This window comes from Clostridium sp. MCC344 (genome assembly GCF_018785365.1).
Taxonomy (GTDB): Bacteria; Bacillota; Clostridia; order Lachnospirales; family Lachnospiraceae; genus Pilosibacter.
Window position 1 is genome coordinate 116049 of record NZ_WQPQ01000026.1, and the last position, 23106, is coordinate 139154.

A 23106-nucleotide genomic window follows, 5' to 3' on the forward strand; every position below is an offset into this window, starting at 1 on the left:
TCCATGTACACAACGTTTAAGCCGATCAGGCAAGTGAAAACACGCTTCGCGAGTTTCCCCTTGTTATCGCGACAGTCGCCAAGGTCTCGCGCAAGCGCGGACTTTGGCTCGTTGTTTTTTACATTTCCTTACAGATCCAGATCGATGAACTCGAAGCCATCATCATTCTCTGTCTTCTTATCAGGAGCTGCTTTCGCGGCTTCCGCTTCCTTCGCAAGATTTCTCGACAGATCTTTTTCCACATCTGCGACATTCTTTCTGACAGGTCTTGCCGGTCTCTCCGGTGCTGCTGTTCCGGTTTCTGCGGAAGGTCTTTCTGTTCTTACCGTTTCACGGGTTTGTACCGCCGGACGGCGTGTCTGTGCAGCCGGCTGTCTTCTGCGCGGCGCTTCTTCATTTTCCTCATACGGAAGTGTTTCTGTGCAGGCAGCCGGTCTTGCGGCCGGTCTTCTCTCCGGTGCTTTCGCTGTCATTCCGGACTTTTTCGTTGTCTGCTTCCCGGACTTTCTGTTTTTCCGTCCGTCTTCGTAGTCATCATATTCGTCATCGTATCTATCGCGGCCCGGGTTCTTCGGTGCCTTCGGCTTTCTGAGCAGAAGAACGACCACAATGATCACTAAGATAATGCAGAGTGCAAAGAGTCCGATCACAAAGAATCCGCGAATCTCATAGTCCTTTAACAGACTGTTGTAATCCTCCGCAACCTTTAAGTACTTGCTGCGCGCATCTGCCGCATCCGGATCCTGGAAATAACGCTGGAGCGTCATCTCTTTCTGATCATAGCGGTAGAAGCCTTCATCGCCATTTTCATTCCGGCCGTAGACTACACAGTATTCCGGAGCAGAATCTCCGCTGTCCTTCCAGATCCAGCCGTGAACCGTATGATCTCCGATATCGATGGTGCACTCGGCAAATCCATCCGGAAGAGCTGTTCCCTCAGGGATGCACTCAGGAGGAAGAACGACAACCGTCTTCTCCGCCATCTTGACGACCACATATGCGGATAATGTTCCGGTCTCACTGTTGTATACAAAGAAATCTCCCTTGCCGGTATCATCGGTCATGTAAAGCAGGGTCATTCCGGAATCATCTGTCGCTGCCTTTACGGTTCTTCCCTCATACTCGATCTCCGTCGCAGTAAAGCCTGACGGGAGTTCCGAATCATCAAAGGTATCCGCAACCGTCCAGTTGCCTTCCTCGCCGACAACACCGCCGCTTGTCTCAGTGGAATCCGCAGTTGTCTCCTCATCGGAAGATGCCGCATCGTCAGACTTTGTCACAACGATCGTGTACGTCTTTGTTGTCTCCCCGTCTTCCGCCGTAACGGTACAGGTGATCGTGTTCTCCCCGTCCTGAAGATCATCGTTTCCGCTGATGGCAACCTTTGCAGCTCCATCTTTTGCAGGTGCACTGACCGTTACGGAAGTCACATCGCTGGAAACCGCAGCCGTGTACTCCGTAACATCGGCGGAGAACGCCGGTTTCAGCGTACCAGGTGAGATTTCAAGGGATGACAGGGACGCATCTTTGGAGGAAGACGCCGCCGCATTGATCTTCACGGAAGCACTTCCGACATGGTCAAGTGTTACAGCCTTGGAATCTGCATCATAAACCTCCTGGGATGTCACCGTGATGGAGGAAGTTCCCGCCTTTAAGGCATTAAATTTCAGTGTAAAACTGAATACCTTCTGGTCTGCGGCTTCCGCAGAACCGGTCACGCGGACCGAACCGGCGCCGCCGTTTGCATTTGTTCCGCTGACAAATTCAAGGGCATCCGCATCATACTGGAGCATCACGTCCGAGGAACCGAGAGCTCCGTCCGAAGTGATCTTCATCGTGACAGATACCTGATCTCCCACCGAAGCGGTCGGGTCGGAAAATGAGAGTTTCCCAGAGGCCGCAAAAGAGACCATGGATCCTGCCGGCAGCAGCATGACCATCAGAGCGAACGCCAGCAGTCCTGCCGCCAGTTTTTTCATACATTGTTTCATATTCTTCTCCTATTCCAGCTCATTCAGACAAATACCTGATCTCCTGCCCGTAAAGGCAATGGGTAAATCACGGTCCCTGTCAGAATAAGCTCCTATATCATCTTGATCCAGGCATAGTCTTTCCAGAAACAGACCTGTAATACGTTTTGTTCTATCTTGACGCTGTCACAAGTTTTCCGCTGCCGGAGGCGCCTTCCGGGTACGAACCTGTACTTCCCGGATTCGTACTTCCGGAGGTACCGGTCGTGCCCGAAGATGTCGTCACGAGCTTTCCGGAGCCGGAAGCACCTTCCGGATAGGAACTCTGTGTCCCGGAAGTGCTGCTTCCCGGACCGGAAGTTCCGGAACTACTGCCGGAAGTGCTTCCAGAGCTCGATGTACCTGTCGAACCGCCAGGTCCCACCGTTGATCCGGACTGACTTCCCGCCGAGCTGCCCGTTGACGGGGAGACAACAGTTGTACTGCCGTTTCCGTTTCCTTTTGCAATGGAAACCTGGTATGTTCTCGTATCACCGTTTTCTGCCTTCACTACGATCTTAACGATTGTCGTTCCGCTGCCGAGACTGATCGTACCGGCTCCGCTGACAGTTGCCTTGGAGTCGATCGCCGTCGCGCGGATATTGACGGAGGAAACGGAAGAATCAACAACAAGGTCATATTTCTCCGTATCCTTGCTGAAAGTCGGTGTCAGGGAATATCCGTCGATCGTGATTCCGGACAGCTTATTGTTCGGGCTTCCGTTCACGGTCGGTTTCGCGCACGCTGTTTCCGGCATGTTATTGAACACCGGGATCTTAAAGACAAGTGCCTGTTTCTTCATCGCATCCGTATATGCTCTTGCGAGCTTCGCGCCCTCTCCGGCCGCGCCCTCCACGTTGGTCATATACTGGTGCTTGTACAGATTGCTGCCCTGCACATTAAACTTTTTTAAATAGAAGGTATCCTGTCCGTTTTTCAGGAAATTCTCGCTGTAGTAGGTCGCTCCGCCAATGATGGACTTCTCAATGGAATTCCATGGTCTGCCGTAACTTCCCGACTGGGATGCATACCAGAGTCCTCTTGTAATTGCAGACATGGATCCCGACGCAAAAGCGCCGACATTAAAGAAGTTATAATATCCTTCATAGCCTGCGGTCTTTCCTGAAATACTTCCCGACTTTCCGGTTCCCTGCTCCTGAAGGATCATCGCTCCGAGAACGTAAGGATTGACACCGGTCTGCGCAGCCGCCTTCATGATGATATCCACATAAGTCTGCCCGGTCGGTACCGGAGATGTGTTTGACGCACCGGTATTGTCATCGGTGATCGAGGATGCATCCATTCCCGGGCCGTACTCGACCTCCGGGAGTGCCGTCGTGATCACTTTTCTCTGGCTGATCGTGGAGCTCACTGTGGAACCAGGGCCCTCAAGACTCACGCCCTGACTGCCGGTACTGCCGGAGCTGCTTCCCGAAGAAGTTCCTCCGGATGTGCCCGTGCTCATTCCCGGTCCATAGCTCTCTCCCTGCTGGAGCGAGCCGGAAGTCCCTGTGCTTCCGCTGTTATTGACGACCGGAGAGTTTCCGGAACCGGTGGTCTCCTGCACGCTCTGGGTCGCCGCGGTTGTCGACTCCGGTGTTTTTTCCAGGAATGTTCCGGTGATCAGGCTTGTAAGTCCCTCTCTCGTCTGCGCATTGCTGTCGTAAGCATGATGCAGGAACTGGAACACGTAAGTATCATTCAAAAAGTTTCTCGGATCCATATAGTAGGCGACAATATCTTTTGATGCCGCCACCCAGGACGATCCGTCAAAGCCTGTCCAGATTCCGGTATTCCAGTCATAGGCACCGTACTCTGTGGATTTCCAGGAAGAAATGCTGGATTTTGATACCAGATTCGTTCCGACAGCTCCCTCCGCCGCCATCACGTCGCTCCAGTTCAGCCCCGTCTTCTGAGCCTGAAAGACCCAGGTCGGATGCTCCGTGTGAAGTGTCCGCAGAGACACCTTATAGCTTTCCGGGAATCCCTGACTGTTCAGATAATTCTCAAACGTGGAGTCATAGCTGTAGGACACCGGGAATTTAATATAATCTGACCGGACGTAGCCTTCCTGCGTCCCGGATCCGGAAGAAAACTGGATCTTATACCAGGTTTTTCCATCCGATCCGGCTGTCTCGGAGACCACCGTGACGGCCGCCCCGTAGGCCAACTTTTTTACGACGGATCCCGTCGTCCCCGGTGTGCTTCTCACATTCAGGGTAGTCGCATTTACCGTCGCCGAACCTGTCGCCGCATACGCCAGAGACAGTCCGGATATCATCGTTCCGGTCCGAGCCGCGCAGTCCCCCAAAAGGACCGCTCCCAGCATCAGCGCCAGAATTCTTTTTTGTTTTTTTGTCATGTTTTTCTTCTCTCCCACTGCCGGTTTCGTGATTTTTTGCATAAAACCGACATCATACCCATTATAATGACAAAGGCACTTTTCTGTCAACCGCGCAGGGAAAACTTCACACAAATTCCAAATATTGCCGCATTTTCTTAAGGGTTTTGTAAAAGTTTGGTTAAATAGAATGTGCCCCGGCACATTCGTGCGCCTCGCGCGGTCGCTTGCGACAATCTTCATCTTCGCGCGAGTGTGCATCTTAGGCACGCAGTGCCTTTTTTTAACAGGAAGTTCCATCGGAATTTCCTGTTAAAAAAATCCGGCACCTCCTCTCGGAAATGCCGGACTCACTTTTTTCGTCAATTGATATTCAGATTTACTGCAAAATTATACCGGATAAGCTTTATTCGCTTTGTCAGCAGTCTTCTGGTCAACCTTCGTCTGCTGTGCTTCGCGGTACTCGAAGAAGTCTTTCGCTACAGCCGGGAACAGAGCGTAGGATAAAACATCCTCATCCTGCTGCTTCCACTGTGCGCACTCCTTCTCGAATTTCGGTAACTGCGGCGGGATCAGATCTGCTGGACGACAGGTGATCGGAGTCGCGTCACCGATGATCTTCTTCTGGACTTCTTTGTTGAACGGTTTCACCGTCTTACCAAATTCGCCCATCATGATCTTCTTGGATTCCTTCGGAACCATTTTGTATCTCTCGCCGGAAAGAACGTTCATAACAGCCTGTGTACCAACGATCTGGGAGGACGGAGTTACAAGCGGCGGTTCGCCGAAATCTTTTCTTACTCTCGGGATTTCCTCAAGCACTGCGCGGTACTTGTCTTCCTGTCCTGCTTCCTTTAACTGGGAAACAAGGTTGGAAAGCATTCCGCCCGGTACCTGGTACTGGAGAGTCTTGATGTTGACACCGAGAACCTTCGGATTCAGGAGTCCGCTCTTTAAAGCTTCCTCACGGATCGGAGTGAAGTAATCGGTGATCTCTGCAAGCAGATTCTGGTCGTAACCAGTATCATACTTGGTTCCGCGGAATGTCTCGACCATAACTTCTGTTGCTGGCTGGGATGTACCGAGAGCCAGCGGAGACATTGCACAGTCAATGATATCACAGCCTGCTTCCACAGCCTTTAAGTATGTCATGGAAGCAACACCGGAGGTATAGTGCGTGTGCAGGTCGATCGGCAGTTTAGTGCCCTGCTTTAATGCCGTAACGAGCTCGGAAGCCGCATACGGAGTTAAAAGACCAGCCATATCCTTGATGCAGAGAGAGTCAGCGCCCATGCTCTCGATCTCGGAAGCGATATTCTTCCAGTAATCAAGTGTATACGCATCGCCTAATGTGTAGCAAAGGGCGATCTGGGCATGTCCGCCTTCCTTCTTTGTCGCCTTAACGGCAGTCTCAAGGTTTCTGATATCATTCAGGCAGTCGAAAATACGGATAATATCAATTCCGTTTGCGATGGATTTCTGTACGAAGTACTCAACCACATCGTCCGCGTAATGATTGTATCCAAGGATGTTCTGACCACGAAACAGCATCTGGAGCTTTGTATTCTTAAAACCGGCTCTCAGCTTTCTGAGTCTCTCCCACGGATCTTCTTTCAGGAAACGCAGGCAGGCATCAAAAGTAGCGCCGCCCCAGCATTCTACTGCGTGGTAGCCAACTTTATCCATTTTGTCAACGATCGGAAGCATCTGCTCAGTCGTCATTCTTGTTGCAAGGAGAGACTGATGCGCATCACGAAGAACGGTCTCAACGATCTTAACCGGCTTTTTCTGAACTTCTGCCATTTTATTATCCTCCTACCGGGAGATCTGCCTGAGCAGACCTCCCCTATATCAAAAGTTTCGGTTTCAATTAAACTCCGAAGATAGCCATGAAGGTACCGGCAGCAACTGCTGTACCGATAACACCTGCTACGTTCGGACCCATTGCATGCATCAGAAGGAAGTTTGTCGGATCTGCCTCAGAACCAACCTTCTGGGATACACGGGCTGCCATCGGAACTGCGGATACTCCGGCAGAACCGATTAACGGATTAACCTTACCACCAGTTACCTTGCACATGAGCTTACCAAAGATAACGCCGGCTGCTGTACCGAACGCGAACGCGATAAGTCCAAGGATAACGATCTTGATGGTTGTAACTTTTAAGAATCTCTCAGCACTTGTTGTAGCGCCAACGGAGAGACCGAGTACGATAACAACGATGTACATAAGAGCGTTGGAAGCTGTCTCCTGTAACTGTTTAACAACGCCGGACTCACGGAAGAGGTTACCAACCATAAGCATACCAACGAGCGGAGCTGTTGTCGGAAGGATCATACAAACTACGATCGTAACGATAACCGGGAAGAGGATCTTCTCAAGTTTGGATACCGGACGAAGCTGTTCCATCTTGATCTTTCTCTCTTCTTCCGTTGTTAAGAGTTTCATGATCGGCGGCTGAATGATCGGAACGAGGGCCATGTAGGAGTAAGCTGCTACGGCGATCGGTCCCATGAACTCAGTCTGTCCAAGCTTACCTGCAAGGAAGATGGATGTCGGGCCATCAGCACCACCGATGATGGAGATCGCAGCTGCTGCCTTGTCGTTGAAGCCCATGAAAATAGCCATAAAGTAAGCGGCGTAGATACCGAACTGTGCGGCAGCGCCTAAAAGGAAGCTCTTCGGGTTAGCGATGAGCGGACCGAAGTCTGTCATAGCGCCGACACCCATGAAGATCAGGGACGGGAGAATACTCCACTCGTCCAGTAAATAGAAGTAGTGAAGAAGTCCTCCAACACCGTTGGAAGAATCTTCAATGCTCAGCATAATATCCGGATAGATATTTACGAGCAGCATACCAAAGGAAATCGGCACAAGAAGAAGCGGCTCGAACCCTTTACCGATTGCAAGGTAAAGGAAGATACACGCAACTAAGATCATGATCAGGTTTCCTACGCTTAAGTTCAGGAATGCTGTCTGCTGAAGAAGATTCAAAAGTGTATTTTGAATGTATTCCATGTTAATCCCTCCATGTGGAATCTGCAGTCAGCAGAAAATTAGTTTAATGTAGCGAGTGTAGCACCCGGCTCTACGGAATCACCAACAGCAACGTTGATTGTTGCAACAGTGCCGTCCTGCGGAGCAACGATCTCGTTCTCCATCTTCATAGCTTCAAGGATCAGGAGAACCTGACCTCTCTTAACAGCCTGACCTGCAGATGCCTTAACGCCAAGGATCTTACCCGGCATCGGAGCTGTAACTGCTACTGCGCCTGCTGCGCCAGCCGGAGCTGCCGGAGCTGCTGCCGGTGCCGGAGCTGCCTTCGGTGCTGCTGCCGGTGCTGCCTTCGGAGCCGGAGCTGCCTTCGGTGCGGAAGCTGCGCCTGTGAAGCCCTCTTCTACTGTTACTTCATATACATTACCGTTTACTGTGATTGTATAATTTTTCATTGTGATTTCCTCCTGATAATATTAATTCCAGTTTCTGTTAGAAACACGTTTGATGGAGCGGACTACAAGTCCGTTGTCAACAGTCTCTTTTCCCTCGTAAGCTGCGATTGCTGCTGTGATTACGGAAACGAGTTCTGTATCATCGGTAAGGTTCTCCTCCTCAGCCGGAGCTGCTGTCGGAGCCGGTGCTGCTGCAGGGGCCGGAGCTGCTGGTGCTGCCGGTGCTGGCGCTGCCGCATTCTTCTTTGCTTTCATCTTTGCCTCAAATACGCTGATGTATTTGAACATGCTGATCAGCCAGCTGATGAAGATCAGGACTACGAATACAACGCCCATACCCATTAAGGTATTCATTCCGGCTTTCGCCATCTTCTCGCCTGTTGTGTAAACCGGGGAGAAGGAAATTGTCTCAACTTTGCTGAGATCTTCGTCCGCGATCAGAGTGAATTCCATCGCTCTCTTCTCGTAAACGGTGTTCATTCTTGCGATATAGCCGTCATCACCTTTTGTAACGACTGCTGTCTCGCTGGAAACGAACGCGCCAAGGTCATCCTTAATGGAATCCCAGGATTTTAACGCATTCTCCATAACAGTATCTTTGTTCTTTACGCTTGTTGCAAGGGCCTGTTCGATGGAAGCATCATCCATCTGGTTGAACAGATCCAGGTACTGCTGGGAGCCGGACTGCATCGCCATTTCGATCTGCGGATCGATCGTTTCAGCGGTGTCAACGGCTGCAGAGCATCCTGCAAGCGCGAAGAGGCAAACTGCCATGCAGAGTGCAAGCCAGATTCTTCTAATTCTCTGTTTCATATTTCAGCCACCTCATATTAGATCGTTCCGTGCTTTTTGGACGGACGATCCTCTCTTTTTGTGAACAGCATCTCAAATGCAGCAGCTACACGCTGTCTTGTCTCGGAAGCCTCGATGATATCGTCTACATATCCTCTCTTTGCTGCCGCAAGTGCGCTTGCCTGCATCTCATTATACTGTGCTGCTTTTTCATTGATCAGGGCTGCCGCATTGTCAGCCTTTGCGATCTCGTCAGCATACATGATCTTCACAGCCGGTGCTGCTTCCATGACGCCGATCTTCGCGTTCTTCCATGCGTATACAATGTCAGAACCGATGGACTTGCTGTTCATGGTAAGACCTGCTGTTCCGTTTGCCTTGCCGACAACGACAGTTACCTTCGGAACATCTGCGTTTGCGAATGCGTAGGTCAGGCGTGCTGCCGCCTTCGCGATCTTCTTCTCGTTGCATTTGCAGTTCTTGTAGCCGTCTACATTGACGAGTGTAAGTACCGGGATCTCGAAAGCGTTGCAGAAGTTTACAAATGCTGCTGCTTTCTCACATCCTGCTGCGGTAAGGGCTGCGTCATAAGTAGCAGTCTTCTCGCCGTCTGTATAAACTTCGCTGCGGTTTGCAACACAGCCAACGGTAGCTCCGTTTAAACGGATAAATGCCGTTACCATCTCCGGTGCATAGTCCTTCTTCATTTCCATGTAGAAGCTATCGTCGGAGATCATGGACAGAGCGATAGATGTATCGCCTGCGCAATTTTCGATGTCTGTGCAGATTCTGTTTAAGTCATCTTCACATTCGCTGTAAGACATGTCATCCTCATTGTTTGCCGGGAGGATGGAAACAAGGTTTCTGATCTCTGTGAAAATTTCTTTCTCGGAGCCAGTCGCGCATACGTTTCCTGTCTCTTTTGCCTGATACTCAGCGCTGGAATTATCAGCATCGTTCTCAGCGATTACAAACGGAGCATTCACAAACATTTTTGCTTCCTGTTCCATAAATGTAAAATCAGCCATTTCAGATGCCACAGCCATTCCGCCGCCGCAGTTTCCAAACACAGCCTGGATCTGCGGGATCACACCGGATGCCATTGCCTGGCAGACATAAAGTTTGCCGAAGCCGTCCAGAGCATCCATGCTCTCCTGGAGTCTTAAACCTGCACAGTCAACAAGCCCGATAATGGGTGCGCCCATTTTCATAGCCATATGATAGAGCTTCTCGATCTTCTTTGCGTGCATTTCGCCGATGGATCCGCCCATAACAGACGCGTCCTGGCTGTACACATAGACGAGAGCGCCATTGATCGTGCCATAACCGGTAACAACACCATCTGCAGGGGTTTCCTGAGACTGCATGTTGTAATCAGTGCTTCTGGCAGTAATATAAGCACCAACTTCAACAAAGCTGTTGTCATCAAGCAAATCATGAATTCTGTTGATTGCCGACGTTTTTGTCATTTTGCTTTCCTCCATTATTCCTTAAATTGACGAAAATCAAATTTCTGCCTAGTGTAATAATAAACGGATTTGATGCAAAATTCAAGGAGTTTTTCCCCGCTTTAGCAACATTTTTATCCCTTTTCGTCAGAAAAATTTAAGAAACTTTTTTTCTAATGCCTGTCTCGTGATGCAGTTAATTTTTTAAACCTCCTGCTTCCAGATGACGTTTCATCTCCGTAAAGCCCCGCCCACGGACTTCTCCGACCTGATGGACCACCATGAATGCTTCCGGATCGATATCCATGACGATCCGGTTCAATTTCTGGAGCTCCCGTCCGGAAACAACGGTAACAACAGCCATGGACGGCTTTCTCAGATGACCGCCCTCGACCTTGAACAGGGTCGTCCCGCGGTCAAGCTGCTGCTGTACTGCAAGATTGATCGCCTCATATTTTTCACTGATGATCTTCGCCTGCACCTGCTTTTTGCCCATCATGAGCATCTTGTCGAGGATCACCGTGTAGATCATGACCATGATGATCCCGTAAAGGATCTTTTCCCGGTCACGGAAAAGAAGCTGGGACAGTAAGATCGCCACGTCGAACGCGTACATGGACACGGAAACCGGGATCTTAAGCCGCTTCTGGAGCACGAGCGGCGGAATGTCCATACCGCCGGTGGATGCTCCGGAGCGGATCACGATCCCCAACGAAAATCCGATCATCACTCCTGCAAAGATCGCGCAGAGCATGGGATCTTTTGTGAAAACGAAGTTTCCCGCCAGCGCGCTTAACCTGTTCAGGATAAATGGATAATAAAAAGTCGCGATCAGTGTTGTCGCCGCAAATTTCTTTCCGAGTTCCAGCCATCCGAGTCCGAACATGGCGATATTAAAGATCGCCACAAAGCCGGAGAGCGGGATCCCGAAGTAGTGTTCCGCAAAAAGTCCCAGGCCCGTGGCCCCCGCCGCGATCATGCCCGACGGAAGGATGAAGAGAACGACTCCTGCGGCATAGACCGTGAGGCAGAACAGGATGATCGCGGTCTGGATGACGGCGGATGCCGCCTTATTTTTCTTTGTTTCTGGTGTTTCCATGTTTTCTTTATCACCTTTCTTTTTAGATTGTCTATATTATATGTATTCTTTGTTCTTTTTTGTTTTTATAAACTATTCTGATCTGTTTTATGATCCGGTAAAGCTTTTACCGGTTAACACAGTACACATCTCCCAATGTCCTGCTCTCTCTTATCATTCAAAATCTGCTTTTCTGTGTCTTTACTGTTCTTCCCTCTACCTCTTTATCACAAAAAAGCGCGCAAAAAAAGGACGCCCGAAGGCGTCCTCATGAATTTTTCTTATTTGCCGAAAACTGCTTCATAGTCTTTGCGGAATTTCTCGATTCCCTGATCTGTCAGCGGATGATGTGTCATCTGCTCGATCACTTTGTACGGAACCGTTGCGATATCAGCACCTGCGAGTGCACACTCTGTCACATGCATCGTGTGGCGGACACTTGCTGCGATGATCTCTGTCTCGATATCATGAAGTGCGAAGATCTCGGCAACAGTTTCGATGAGGTCGATACCCGGCTGGGAGATATCATCAAGACGGCCTACGAACGGAGATACATAAGCTGCACCTGCTCTCGCTGCGAGAAGTGCCTGGTTTGCAGAAAAGATCAGGGTAACATTTACTTTGATTCCTTCCGATGCAAGGACCTTTGTTGCTTTTAATCCCTCAACGGTCATCGGGATCTTTACGACCATATTCGGATGGATCTTCGCGATCTCACGTCCCTCTGCGATCATTCCTTCCGCGTCCGTTGTCGTTGCCTTTACCTCGCCGCTGATCGGTCCGTCTACGATCGACGCGATCTCTTTCAGGGTCTCAACATAATCTTTTCCCTCTTTTGCGATCAGGGACGGATTTGTCGTAACTCCGCAGATCACTCCCATATCGTTTGCTTTGCGGATCTCCTCCACATTGGCTGTGTCAATGAAAAATTTCATTGGTTCCCCCTCCTGTTATTTCTCATAATCATGTTCTGCTGCCGTCTCCGCGCATGCGGGCGCCAGCTCTGTATAAGTCCATTTTAGCATGAGGATATGGTTTGTCAAGCAAATCATCATCCCGCATATGGAACAAACTCGAAGCACTCCTCCTCGGAGACACCATCGATCAGGAATCCCCAGCCATCGCCGGACTGTCTGACCGCGATCCGGCATTTTCTTCCGTCTTCCAGTTCCATGTCCACAAACGTCTCTTCATCCGTCGCTCTCACATAGAATTTAGTCCCGACCGGCATAGTTGCCTCCGTCTCGCTTCCGTCAGCTCCGAAAAGTGTTACCGGCAGCGCTCTCGTCGATACGAGCGGCATTTCGTCTTCATGGGAATCGGCAGTGCGGATCTTTGTATACACATTTCCGTCCGCCTCCGGCATACCGTCCGCTCCCACATGGAATTTCCGGTACGCACTGTATGTTCCGAGCGCATCGATCCGTCTTGTGAGATAAAAAGCATCCGGAGTCTGGATCGGCGCGCCGTTTACGCTGTCTGTGGAACTGCCGGCTTTCGCCACCTTCTCACCGTTCAGATCATACACCTCCATGGTCTTCCAGTCATTTTCACTGGAAAGCTCCATGTAGAGATAGGAACGTCCGTCATCCGTCATGACAAGCCAGGTATCCCCGATCTTTCCGTAAACATCTTCGGTAAACGTATCCTTTTTCCCGTTCTGTTCCCGCTCGATCGTGAGTTTTCTTGTAAGGTCATCTTCCGTCTCCGGCTCTTCATATGTATAGCAGACGCTTGCGTCCACATCCCCTGAACGATAAGTCACGGTATCCCACGGATCCACTTTTTTTGCCCATCCATCCGTGGAAGCACCCATGTAGGCTTCCTCAAACATCAACTCATGGTCCTTAAACGGGACAGCGATCTCGATCTCGCCCGCCGCATACGGTCCGATCTCGTATGGAGCGAAGTAAACGCTCACCCCATTTTCCGTGATGGCCCACTCCAGGCTGGAATCTGCGTTCGTTCCATCAAACAGCGTGTCCACCGTATCTTCATAGCCATCGAACAGCTCTCCGTCCGCCGCGCGTCCCGCAAGTTCTTCCTTTACATAGCTCCGGAATCCGTCCATATTTTTCACCATATCAGAAAGCTCCAGCTGTTTTCCGGTCTGTGTATCAAAATTGTAATAATCGTTGTAGGCGGTCGGATGCGCACCGCCCATATCATAATACTTCAGCCAGGACATGCTGGCAACCGCCCCGTCAAAACGGATCGGCTGGAATTCATAATTGCAGGCATACGTGAACTTTGCGTCTGTAAACTCTTTCCGCATGTCTATCGCTTCCACTTTATACTCCTCGTATTCCTTTTTGTGCGCAGCCGCCATCTCATCATTTTTTGCCGAGAGTGCACTCTTTAACGCCTCATATCCGTCTCCCTGGACAAAGACCCTGTCACACCGGGACGTGATGATCGGAGTCTGGCTGTCGTCCCACTCCCCATCGTACTCGCCTGTCACCGCGATCGGGATCGGATCCAGCTTTCCTGTGCTTTCCGGCTCCTTTGCATCTGTCTCACCGGATGTTTTTGATTCTTCCGGTACCGTCACTTTTGCACTTTCTGTTGTCTTTGTCTCTTCCGCAGAAGTCTGTGCAGTCGTCGTATCCATCGCCGTATATTTTTTCTGGCAGCCCACAAGAAGACCAACCGCGATCAAAAGATATAATCCATACTTTCTCATACTTTTCTTCTCCAAATCCTGTTTTATTCGTCGTTATCCGCCGGAACGCCGACGCAGATCGGGATCCGCGTTTTCCGGATCGTTCCGTTTTCTATATCCTACCGCAGATCTTCCCCGGAATCCATTCATTTTCCCTTACGAATTCTTAAAAACAGCGCACAGTACACGGGCACTCCATGCCTGCGTACTGTAACAGGATTTTGCCGATGCTTCGCATTCCGAATCGGCAAAATCTGCTGCCACAACTGTATTGTACGGAATTTTCAGTTCAGAAAATTCCTACTGCGTACAGCAGCGCACGGACTTCTCCAGTCCGTGCGCTGCCCGTGTTTTTCTTATTTTAACATCCAGTCCTTCAGAACATCATGATCTCTCAGAAGCTTTCCTACGATCGTCCTGTCGATTTTCTTAAGAAGTGGTTTCTTCATCATCTCAAACGGCATCGGAAGTTTCATCTCGAGCGGAGACTTTCCGTCCATCAGCTTCACGGTGCTGTCCAGAAGTTCTCTCACATCGTAAACGCTGCCCCAGACCTCCGGCACACCGCGGTCCACGCCGCAAAGTCCGTAAACAGCTTCCATGGCCGTGCGGACAGAATATTCGGTCGTGAAGATCGTATCTCTCGGTGTCTCTGCGAACTGTCCAAGGAAGGCCGCGTTCACAGATCCGTCCGGGATCACATCCGGGCGGTCGCCGGCTCTTCTCGGCATGAAGAATGCTGTGATATACGGCATCATCGTCGGTGTGCAGTTGCATGCTTCCCCGGCAAGCCGGTCGATGTCCTCCACCGGGATCCCGAGATGGTACAGCCACTCAGCTGTGATCTCCTTACCGGTGCACTCTTTCATCGGTTTCTTCACATGATCTCCCGGAACATCGGTGAACAGGCTGTATACCCAGACGCAAACCTCATCCTTTTTCTGGTTTTTAAACTGTCCCTGACGGTTGATCGTCCAGCTTAAGAGCCAGCTGGAATCCCGGCAGCTCACGATGCCTCCGGTGACGACCTTTCCTGTTCTCGGATCACGTCTGCAGATCTTTTTGATCTGGTCGATGATCTCCTCATTCGAGGTTGTGACAGTCGCGGACTCCCAGTTTGTCTTCTCGATATCGGAGCAGAATTTTTCCGGATGTCCAAAAGCCGGATCCTGGGCCGCGATCTTTTTCCAGAGGCTCCAGCAGCCGCTGCTGCGGACTTCCGCATCTCCTAACGGTGCATGGTCCTGATCCCCGTAGATCGTTCCTTCCGTGCAGCTTCCGTTTGTGATGAATACCAGGTCTTTCTCCGTCAGCGGGATCTCCATCTCCCCGTTCTTTGTGCGGCACTCGATGGCACGGGCCGTCTTCTTTCCGTCTTTGATCTCAAAGCGGACGTTTGTGACTTCCGTGCCGAACCGGAATTCCACGCCTGCTGCCTCCAGATATTTCTGCATCGGCAGGATCAGGGATTCATACTGGTTGTATCGGGTGAATTTCAGTGCGGAGAAGTCCGGGAGTCCTCCGATATGATGGATGAATCTCTGGAAGTACCGCTTCATCTCCAGGGCGCTGTGCCAGTTTTCAAAGGCAAACATGGTCCGCCAGTAAAGCCAGAAATCGGAACGGAACACCTCATCGTCAAACACGTCTTCGATCGTCTTGTCGTAGAGATCCTCATCCTTTGTGAAGAAGAGCTTCATGATCTCCATGCTGCCTTTCTGGCTCAGCCGGAATTTCCCGTCCGTGTGGGCATCTTCCCCGCGGTGTTCCGTCGCCCGGCAGAGGGAATAGTTCGGATCATGTTTATTTAACCAGTAATATTCGTCGAGAACGGACGCACCCGGGATCTCCAGGGACGGGATACTGTGGAACAGATCCCAGAGGCACTCGAAATGGTCTTCCATCTCACGGCCGCCGCGCATGACATATCCTCTCGTCGGATCGTCGATCCCGTCGCAGGCACCGCCGGCAATGTCCATCGCCTCTAAAATGTGGATGTTCTTTCCCGGCATCTGCGCATCACGGACAAGGAAGCAGGCCGCCGCCAGGGACGCAAGGCCGCTTCCCACAAGGTACGCCGACTTCTCCTCGATCCCCGCCGGTTTTTCCGGGCGGGCGAATGCCTCATAGTTTCCGTTTGTGTAGTAGATCCCCTTGCTGTTCTTATCATACTTTCCGAGTTCCGTGTTGCGGTAGTCAGACCTGCTTCCCGCAAAAGACCTGTCTGTCTTTTCTGCATTTCTGTTTCCCCGTTTCTTCGCCGCAAGTACCGCTGTGATCCCTGCTCCCGCTGCCAGGACTGCGCCGGCTTTCCATCCTTTTTTGCTCATCGTTTTTGCATTCCTTTCCCATTGATTTTGTTTTATATCCTATATGATGTAGTTTTTATAACCATATTATTAATTCTGATAGTAATCCTTTGTATATGCTTTGTCAAGCTTTTCCATTCAAATATTTTGAATATAACTTTTTACGTTGTATTCCTCCTCATTTTTCAAAAAATACCTCACCCGCTGCACCAGGCAAACGGGCAAGGTATTAAAAAGGGGAGGATAAGTATTAATCTTTTTCTTTGGTACTGATCATAGGATTGCCTGTTTTTCCTGTTTTATACACCTCTAAAAAAATTTCTCCGCAGCAAAATCTGCGACCGCAGTTGTATCATACGCACTTTATCGAACCTGCTCAAAAGATGATTGATTTTCCCTTCACCTTTTTCTATAATAAATACAGAAACGAATCCTGAACTTCCATCCCAAAAGATCCGGATGGAAGTTCATCTGCTGCGAGACCGGTCATTTCTCAGACGGATCGCTGCAAATTTACTCAGATTGGAGAATCTTATGAAAAACCTTGTAATCGGACAGTCCGGCGGACCGACCGCCGTCATCAATGCAAGTCTTTACGGAGCAGTCAAAGCATTTAAGGAATCCGGTACGGACGGACATGTACTTGGAATGATCAACGGGATCGAAGGTTTCCTCGCAGACCATGTGATGGATCTTTCCACAGATCTTTCCGATGAAGAACTGGAGCTCTTAAAGCTGACTCCGGCCGCATACCTCGGCTCCTGCCGCTATAAGCTTCCGGCAGACCTCGAGAGTGAAGTCTATCCGGCGATCTTTGACAATTTCCGTGAGATGAACATCGGTTACTTCCTCTATGTCGGCGGAAACGACTCCATGGATACCGTCGACAAGCTCTCCCGCTACGCGGAGAAGATCGGCAGTGACGTGAAATTCATCGGAATTCCGAAGACGATCGACAACGATCTGGTCCTCACCGACCATACACCGGGATTCGGAAGTGCTGCAAAATATGTCGCTTCCACTGTCCGCGAGATCGTCCTCGACGCCTCTGTCTACCAGCAGAAATCCGTCACGATCGTCGAGATCATGGGACGCCACGCAGGCTGGCTCACCGCGGCTTCCAGACTGGCAAGAAAATACAAAGGTGACAATCCATATCTGATCTACCTTCCGGAGGCTCCGTTCTCCTTAGAGCAGTTCTATAAAGACCTGGAGGAAGCGTTCAAAAAGTCTCCGAACCTCGTCGTATGCGTCTCTGAGGGAATCGCCGATGAGGGCGGCACATTCATCTGTGAGTACTCCGACGCCGCAAAACTCGACTCCTTCGGTCACAAGATGCTCACCGGATGCGGCGAAGTCTTAGAGAGCTTTGTGCGCGATAAATTCGGTGTCAAAGTCCGCTCGATCGAGCTGAATGTCAACCAGCGCTGCAGCGGAATGATGGTATCCGAGACTGATATCGAGGAAGCTGCCATGGCCGGTGCTGCCGGTGTGAAGGCTGTCCTCGCCGGAGAGACAAAAAAGATGATCGCCTTCAAGCGTGACTCCGATGTTCCGTACACAATGCACTGTGCAGCGGAGGATGTGAGCCTGATCTGCAACCAGGAGAAAAAATTCCCGAAGGAATGGATCTCCGCAGCAGGAAACGATATCACCGATGATTTCCTCGCTTACGCTCTCCCGCTGATCCAGGGCGAGCCGAAGCGCGTGATGGAAAACGGCGTGCCGAAATATCTGTACCGGAAATAGTTTTACAGCACCATTCTTCTTTGTTAATAAAAAAAGTTTGTTTAGCAGGAAGTTCCATCTGAATTTCCTGTCAGACAAAAAAGGTCCATGAAAGTGATCATTCGTTACTTTTCATGGACCTTTTTTCGATATTCAATTCGATCAATTCACTTCACTGATATCCATCAGCCCACATCCATCATAGAAGAACTTCAGGATCTCCTGGCAGGTCTTTCCCTGCTTTGCCATGCCCTGGGCGCCATTCTGGCTCATGCCGACGCCATGCCCGAAGCCGCCTCCATAGATCGTAAACGTCGTCACCTGGTTTTCATCGGTGCCGTTATTCTCGATGTAAATAAAGCCGCTCGGAAGTGTATCCCATCCCGTGGATGTTGATCCGTCTTTTCTGTTGTATACAAGCGATGAATTTCCAAGAACGCTGCGGATCTTGCTCTGTCCGGAGAATGTCTTGGAACCTTCCGTTCCCACGACCTTCAGGGTCTTTGCGTATCCGCCGGCCCCTCTCGACGTGATCGTAAGTCCTGTGATCCGGCCGACACCGCCGATCTTCTCATCCAGGATCGTGCTGGTCGTCTTTGTGTTCCAGCGGAACATCGGGAAATCGGAATCGTAAGCATCTGTATTCTCATCTTTGATAAAGTTCTCAAACGCTTCATTCGAAGTCAGATCCAGCTTTTTCGCCTTGTCGTTGATCGTCACTGCTCTGAGATACGGCGTGTTGGACGCATCCGCTCCCCACACACTTCCGTCGGTCCCATGTCCGTCGGATGTGGAGTAATAGAACGCCTCGATCGGGTCCCCGTTGTATTCCAGAAGCTGCCCGAACGTCTCATTCACAGCAGCATCCGTGGAATCATACGTCAATGTATTGTTGTATACCTGGAAATTCGTGCTGTCATCCACATGGGCGCCGTAAGTGGAATAGGCGTTGCCCTGGATCTGGCGCCATGCGTAAGTTCTCGCACAGATCGCCTGAGCCTTCAGTGCCTCCAGCTCATAAGTCGGCGGCATCTCGCTCGGCGTTACCCGTTTTAAGTATTCCTCGAGATCCACCTCGTTTAAGAGCAACAGTCCGTCGCGCTCCTCCGTGATCTCCATATGTCCCGGATAGACCGGAGTTCCCTGGGCACGCTCTAAGCTGTGCACCGTGATCATCCCGCCATCGTTGGCGGATTTGAAGGTGAGACGTCCGCTTGCCAGTCTGGAGTCGCCCGGCTTGATCGTCACCGTCTCTCCTGCCGCGATGGATTCTGTCTTCGCATCCTTCTCATCCCCGTATTCCAGGACCGCCATCGAATCACAGGAAAGCGTGATCGAGTCGTGGAACAGAGACTTAAAACCATTTGTCATGATCAGGACACGGATCGCGTCGATATCCGGTTTCTCCGTCGTGAGTGCCGCACAGATCTCCCCGTCTGCGACCACAAACTCCTGCATGTGGTAACCGACAAGAATGTCCTTTTTCTGCTGCTCCCTCAGGACCCCATATGTGCGGTAGATCTTAAACTGATCCGCCAGCGGCACACTGCCGTAGCCATCGATCTCGATCTCCGTATCGCGGACCGCAAGAACGGTTCCGGTGATCTTTTCCTTTTTCAGCACCAGCCGCTTTGGCTGACCGCCCTTTAAATACAGATCCCCGATCTGGCCGGAGATCTCACTCTCATCCTTTAATACTCCCTTTACCGGAAATTCCCTCTGGATATTTCCGATAAAGACGGTCACAGTCCGCCCGGAAAATCCAGAGATCCAGGCGTTCTCGTAGACGATCTCGTCAGAGACCATCGTCTCCACCTTTAAGATCTCATCGTCTCTCGCCAGGAAGCGGATCTTCCGGTCAATATAGTTATCCAGATAAAGTCCCTCAAACTGGAAGGTCCCGTCCCTTGTGTATGCCGTCCATGCCGGAGCTCCGTCCACATTGTCCGGAGTCCCGTAAAGATCCGTCTCGACCTCGGCAACCGCCCCTTCCGGATCTGCGGCTTCACGGAACGCATCATAAAATTTCCAGAAATTTTCGCTGGAAACTGCTTTTTTTGCGCGGTCCCCGGCATCCACATAGGAAAGGAGTGCATCGGTTTCCCCTTTTCCCTCCTCTGATGCCTTCTTCGCCCAGTCCGAAAGGACTGCGTATGTAACTGCGGATGTCGCGCTCCTCTCATCCGCCTGAATCACCCCGCTGTCAAGATATCCCTGCCCATACAGGTAATCCATATATTTTACATACCACTGATCAGAAAGTTTTTCGTCAAAGTTCGATGTCTCCGGCGCATTTTCCAGGATCCCGCTCTCCGACTCCAGCGTCAGAGCGACCGTTCTGGACGCTGCCGCCAGAGAAACTCCATCCTGTTCCGTGTCCAGAAGTACGATCACGATGAGCAGTGCCACGACAAATGTCGTGACCCCTGCCATCCAGTTTATCATTTTCCTACTCTCGTTCATAATTCCTTTCCCGGGCAAACCCGGCCCGGTCACTGTACACGGGTTCTTCCCGCGTGAAAACATCCGGACTTACTGTTTGTCCGTGCGCCTGATATACTCACCGCTCTTTTCGTCAATGCGGTCCAGTTTTACATAGTCGTTTTCTTCCTGACTCAGATTCTTTTTCGCAAGAAAATGATCCTGGATCTGTCTGTAAACGTGGATGATGACCGCCATCAGCGGAACTGCAATGATCATTCCCACAAATCCGAACAGTCCGCCAAACAGCAGGATCGAGAACAGGACTCCGAAGCTGGAAACGCCTGTGGAGTTTCCAAGGATCTTCGGTCCTAAAATATTTCCGTCAAACTGCTGGAGTACCAGGATCAGACCGATAAAGTAAAGGCACTGTTTCGGACTGATGAGGAATACGAGGATCGCACACGGTACAGCCCCGATAAAAGGTCCAAAAAACGGGATAATGTTCGTCACTCCGATGATCACGCTGATCAGCAGCTCATACGGGAGTTTGAACAGGTTCATCAGGATAAAGCAGAGGATTCCGATGATCAGGGAATCGATCAGCTTTCCGATGATAAAGCCGGAAAACGCTTTTTTGATAAAACGGAACTCTCCGACTACAATGTTCGCCGCCTTCAAAGGCAGGATCGAATAGATAAATTTCTTTCCCTGTGCCGAGAGCGATTCCTTGATGTTTAACAGGTAGATCATGACGATTAGCCCGATCAGCAGATTTTTTGTCAGGGTGATCAGATTCATGACACCGCTGGAAACACCGCCGAGGATCTTCTCGATATTCTGGAAATTCTGGAAGTTCGAGAGATTCGACATCAGGTCTGTCTCCATCCAGTTCTGGAAATACTGGGCCGACTGCTCATAAATATTTAAGATTGCCTGCTCCACCGGAGGATTGTTCACGAAGAAATCCGTCAGCCAGTCATACACATTCTGGAAGTATTCCGGCATCATATTGATGATCCCTACGATACTGGAATACAGCTGCGGAATGATCATACTGGAAAGACTGACGATCACCGCCAAAAGAAATACAAGGCTGACAGCTGTTCCCACGCTTCTTCCGAAAAAAGCACCCAGTTTTTCATTTTTAAATCTTGCCTTTGGCTCCCCGGACTTTCCTGTATACACAGTCAGCCGGTAGCACCAGTTGTAGACCGGGGACATTAAAAATGCCAGAACCGCTCCATAGATCACTGGTGCAAGCACAAAACGAACCTTTCCCAGAAAGGCAAACACCGCCGACCTTTCCAGAAACAGAAACACGACGAACACCGCCGCGATCAATACCAGGATCGCCGTCACACCTGTATAAATGTACCGTTCGAACCGTTCATTTTTCATATAAAAGTTTCTCCTTTGCAGTTACTTCTCTTTTTCCGTCTATCGAAACTATTTTGTACCGTCGACCATGGCATCATCATACCATACTTCTCATATTTAGAAAAGAGCCTTAGCAAAATCTGAACGAATGCAGAGCATCGGCAAATTTCCTGTTAAACGAAAAGAAGCAGCGATCTCTCGCTGCTTTTTTATCTTTCGCAATCCCAAAATGCCGTTTCCTGAATAATTGACGCCTAGCAGTGCTAGGTGGGCATCCGCACTTAAACATCTGCCTTCCACTCGATGGAGGCCTGGCATCCGTTCAAGGATGTAGGAATCCCGTATGTCAAAATGTAGGTTCAAAATAGACAGGAGTGTCGAACATCCCAGGAATCACATTCCCTTTCACTGACAACTATTATAGCGCATCATCGATCATTTTTCAAGTTCCATTTCATGGTACCGTACACTTTTCTGCCCGTAAAAACGTCCGGTTTCTGAAACTGAAACACGATCCTGCCGCTGCTTCGCATTCCGGACCGTCAGGATCGCAGCCGCTGTATGATACAGAATTTTCAGTTCAGGGAATTTCCATCTGCAAAAGCCAGCGATCTTAACAGCTCTGCAACCTCTCCTGGAGTTTCACAGAGATAATCTGCCCCGGCATCCTGAAGCTCTTCCCTGCTGCCGTATCCGTAAAGCACGCCTACCACGGAAAGTCCCGTCTTCTTCGCGCCTTCCACGTCATGTTTCCGGTCGCCCACCATGATCACGGATTTCTTTTCTTCCTCGCCGATCCCGTTTTCTTCCAGCACATACCGGATCACGTCATCCTTGTTCACGCGCTTTTCATCCAGGGACGCGCCGCCGATGAATTTAAAGTAGTTTGTCAGATGAAAATATTCCAGCACGCGCTTTGCGGTCACCTCCGGCTTGGAAGTTGCCACATAGAGTTCGAGTCCTGCGTCCTTTAAGGACTTTAACATCTCCTCAACTCCGGCAAACGGTGCGTTGTCCTTCCATCCTTCCACATCGTAATATTCCCGGAACACGTAGATCGCATCCTCCGCGTCCTTCTCGGAGAAATTGTAATACTCCTTAAAACTGTCGGAGAGCGGCGGACCGACAAACGGTTTTAAAACATTCAGGTCATCCACCTGGATCCCATAATGCTTCAATGCATACTGAACGCCTTTCGTGATCCCCGGCATGGAATCCGTCAGTGTCCCGTCAAGGTCGAAAAAAACTTTTTTTAACTTCATTCTGTTTCCTCTTTCATGTATTCCAATATCATCGTTCCGCCGCATATATTTTCTCCTGATCACGGCGAAACCGTTTTTCCATATTTCAATTTCACAGGTATTTCTGCGATACCAGTGTCTTATTATCCCATGGCGGAGTATAAATGTCAATTGTAAAAAGCGGCATGCCCCAAAACGATCTTCACCGCCTGTCGCATGCCGCTTTTCCCTTATCCTTTTTTATTCT

At 50.3% G+C, this 23106-nt stretch carries 15 protein-coding genes and 1 other RNA gene; 1 reads left to right on the forward strand and 15 read right to left on the reverse strand.

Annotated features, from left to right (window positions below; translation table 11 throughout):
- Positions 1 to 128 precede the first annotated feature (128 nt).
- The 11 genes from GPK90_RS09440 to GPK90_RS09490 form a co-directional block, all read right to left on the reverse strand.
- On the reverse strand, positions 129 to 1991 hold the full coding sequence (locus GPK90_RS09440; protein ID WP_215702828.1) for a cadherin-like beta sandwich domain-containing protein: 1863 nt from the start codon (positions 1989 to 1991) through the stop codon (positions 129 to 131).
- Between the two features lie 151 nt (positions 1992 to 2142).
- Entirely contained in the window at positions 2143 to 4371 is a 2229-nt protein-coding gene (locus GPK90_RS09445) for an N-acetylglucosaminidase (protein ID WP_215702829.1), read from the reverse strand.
- Between the two features lie 369 nt (positions 4372 to 4740).
- On the reverse strand, positions 4741 to 6153 hold the full coding sequence (locus tag GPK90_RS09450) for an oxaloacetate decarboxylase subunit alpha (RefSeq protein ID WP_118320878.1): 1413 nt from the start codon (positions 6151 to 6153) through the stop codon (positions 4741 to 4743).
- A gap of 67 nt (positions 6154 to 6220) precedes the next feature.
- Positions 6221 to 7369: a sodium ion-translocating decarboxylase subunit beta gene (locus GPK90_RS09455; RefSeq protein ID WP_015554843.1), complete on the reverse strand. Its 1149-nt coding sequence runs from the start codon at positions 7367 to 7369 to the stop codon at positions 6221 to 6223.
- A 38-nt stretch (positions 7370 to 7407) separates the two neighbouring features.
- Positions 7408 to 7800, reverse strand: a complete 393-nt coding sequence (locus GPK90_RS09460; protein ID WP_215702830.1) for a biotin/lipoyl-containing protein — start codon at positions 7798 to 7800, stop codon at positions 7408 to 7410.
- 21 nt (positions 7801 to 7821) lie between these two features.
- Entirely contained in the window at positions 7822 to 8613 is a 792-nt protein-coding gene (locus GPK90_RS09465) for an OadG family transporter subunit (protein ID WP_215702831.1), read from the reverse strand.
- A 17-nt stretch (positions 8614 to 8630) separates the two neighbouring features.
- Positions 8631 to 10061 (reverse strand): acyl-CoA carboxylase subunit beta, encoded by a 1431-nt coding sequence (locus tag GPK90_RS09470; RefSeq protein ID WP_243022298.1) that lies wholly within the window; start codon positions 10059 to 10061, stop codon positions 8631 to 8633.
- Positions 10062 to 10236: 175 nt separating this feature from the next.
- A complete protein-coding gene (locus GPK90_RS09475; protein ID WP_215702832.1) occupies positions 10237 to 11139 on the reverse strand; it encodes a YitT family protein in 903 nt (300 codons plus the stop codon).
- Positions 11140 to 11399: 260 nt separating this feature from the next.
- A complete protein-coding gene (gene fsa / locus GPK90_RS09480) occupies positions 11400 to 12053 on the reverse strand; it encodes a fructose-6-phosphate aldolase (RefSeq protein ID WP_118320870.1) in 654 nt (217 codons plus the stop codon).
- A gap of 116 nt (positions 12054 to 12169) precedes the next feature.
- Positions 12170 to 13801 carry an RsiV family protein gene (locus GPK90_RS09485; protein WP_215702833.1) on the reverse strand — a complete coding sequence of 544 codons (1632 nt, stop codon included), beginning with the start codon at positions 13799 to 13801 and terminating at the stop codon, positions 12170 to 12172.
- 335 nt (positions 13802 to 14136) lie between these two features.
- Complete coding sequence (locus GPK90_RS09490) at positions 14137 to 16110, reverse strand: oleate hydratase (RefSeq protein ID WP_215702834.1); 1974 nt, start codon at positions 16108 to 16110, stop codon at positions 14137 to 14139.
- Positions 16111 to 16623: 513 nt separating this feature from the next.
- Between GPK90_RS09490 and GPK90_RS09495 the strand changes: the two genes are divergently transcribed.
- Positions 16624 to 17838: a 6-phosphofructokinase gene (locus GPK90_RS09495; protein ID WP_215702835.1), complete on the forward strand. Its 1215-nt coding sequence runs from the start codon at positions 16624 to 16626 to the stop codon at positions 17836 to 17838.
- Positions 17839 to 17979: 141 nt separating this feature from the next.
- On the opposite strand, the gene GPK90_RS09500 is transcribed toward GPK90_RS09495, so the two are convergent.
- The 4 genes from GPK90_RS09500 to GPK90_RS09515 form a co-directional block, all read right to left on the reverse strand.
- Entirely contained in the window at positions 17980 to 20262 is a 2283-nt protein-coding gene (locus tag GPK90_RS09500) for a SpoIID/LytB domain-containing protein (protein ID WP_252197403.1), read from the reverse strand.
- Positions 20263 to 20349: 87 nt separating this feature from the next.
- Positions 20350 to 21639 carry an AI-2E family transporter gene (locus GPK90_RS09505; RefSeq protein WP_118531782.1) on the reverse strand — a complete coding sequence of 430 codons (1290 nt, stop codon included), beginning with the start codon at positions 21637 to 21639 and terminating at the stop codon, positions 20350 to 20352.
- A gap of 196 nt (positions 21640 to 21835) precedes the next feature.
- Positions 21836 to 22014: non-coding RNA, 6S RNA (gene ssrS / locus GPK90_RS09510), on the reverse strand.
- Positions 22015 to 22193: 179 nt separating this feature from the next.
- Positions 22194 to 22880 carry an HAD family hydrolase gene (locus GPK90_RS09515; RefSeq protein ID WP_215702837.1) on the reverse strand — a complete coding sequence of 229 codons (687 nt, stop codon included), beginning with the start codon at positions 22878 to 22880 and terminating at the stop codon, positions 22194 to 22196.
- Positions 22881 to 23106: the final 226 nt, after the last annotated feature.

Bases quoted from the DNA above. Each gene is read 5' to 3' on its own strand.
- GPK90_RS09440 (WP_215702828.1), bottom strand. From the start codon at position 1,991: ATGAAACAATGTATGAAAAAACTGGCGGCAGGACTGCTGGCGTTCGCT.
- GPK90_RS09475 (WP_215702832.1), bottom strand. From the start codon at position 11,139: ATGGAAACACCAGAAACAAAGAAAAATAAGGCGGCATCCGCCGTCATC.
- GPK90_RS09445 (WP_215702829.1), bottom strand. From the start codon at position 4,371: ATGACAAAAAAACAAAAAAGAATTCTGGCGCTGATGCTGGGAGCGGTC.
- fsa (WP_118320870.1), bottom strand. From the start codon at position 12,053: ATGAAATTTTTCATTGACACAGCCAATGTGGAGGAGATCCGCAAAGCA.
- GPK90_RS09500 (WP_252197403.1), bottom strand. From the start codon at position 20,262: ATGATAAACTGGATGGCAGGGGTCACGACATTTGTCGTGGCACTGCTC.
- GPK90_RS09465 (WP_215702831.1), bottom strand. From the start codon at position 8,613: ATGAAACAGAGAATTAGAAGAATCTGGCTTGCACTCTGCATGGCAGTT.
- GPK90_RS09490 (WP_215702834.1), bottom strand. From the start codon at position 16,110: ATGAGCAAAAAAGGATGGAAAGCCGGCGCAGTCCTGGCAGCGGGAGCA.
- GPK90_RS09455 (WP_015554843.1), bottom strand. From the start codon at position 7,369: ATGGAATACATTCAAAATACACTTTTGAATCTTCTTCAGCAGACAGCA.
- GPK90_RS09515 (WP_215702837.1), bottom strand. From the start codon at position 22,880: ATGAAGTTAAAAAAAGTTTTTTTCGACCTTGACGGGACACTGACGGAT.
- GPK90_RS09460 (WP_215702830.1), bottom strand. From the start codon at position 7,800: ATGAAAAATTATACAATCACAGTAAACGGTAATGTATATGAAGTAACA.
- GPK90_RS09470 (WP_243022298.1), bottom strand. From the start codon at position 10,061: ATGACAAAAACGTCGGCAATCAACAGAATTCATGATTTGCTTGATGAC.
- GPK90_RS09450 (WP_118320878.1), bottom strand. From the start codon at position 6,153: ATGGCAGAAGTTCAGAAAAAGCCGGTTAAGATCGTTGAGACCGTTCTT.
- GPK90_RS09495 (WP_215702835.1), top strand. From the start codon at position 16,624: ATGAAAAACCTTGTAATCGGACAGTCCGGCGGACCGACCGCCGTCATC.
- GPK90_RS09505 (WP_118531782.1), bottom strand. From the start codon at position 21,639: ATGAAAAATGAACGGTTCGAACGGTACATTTATACAGGTGTGACGGCG.
- GPK90_RS09485 (WP_215702833.1), bottom strand. From the start codon at position 13,801: ATGAGAAAGTATGGATTATATCTTTTGATCGCGGTTGGTCTTCTTGTG.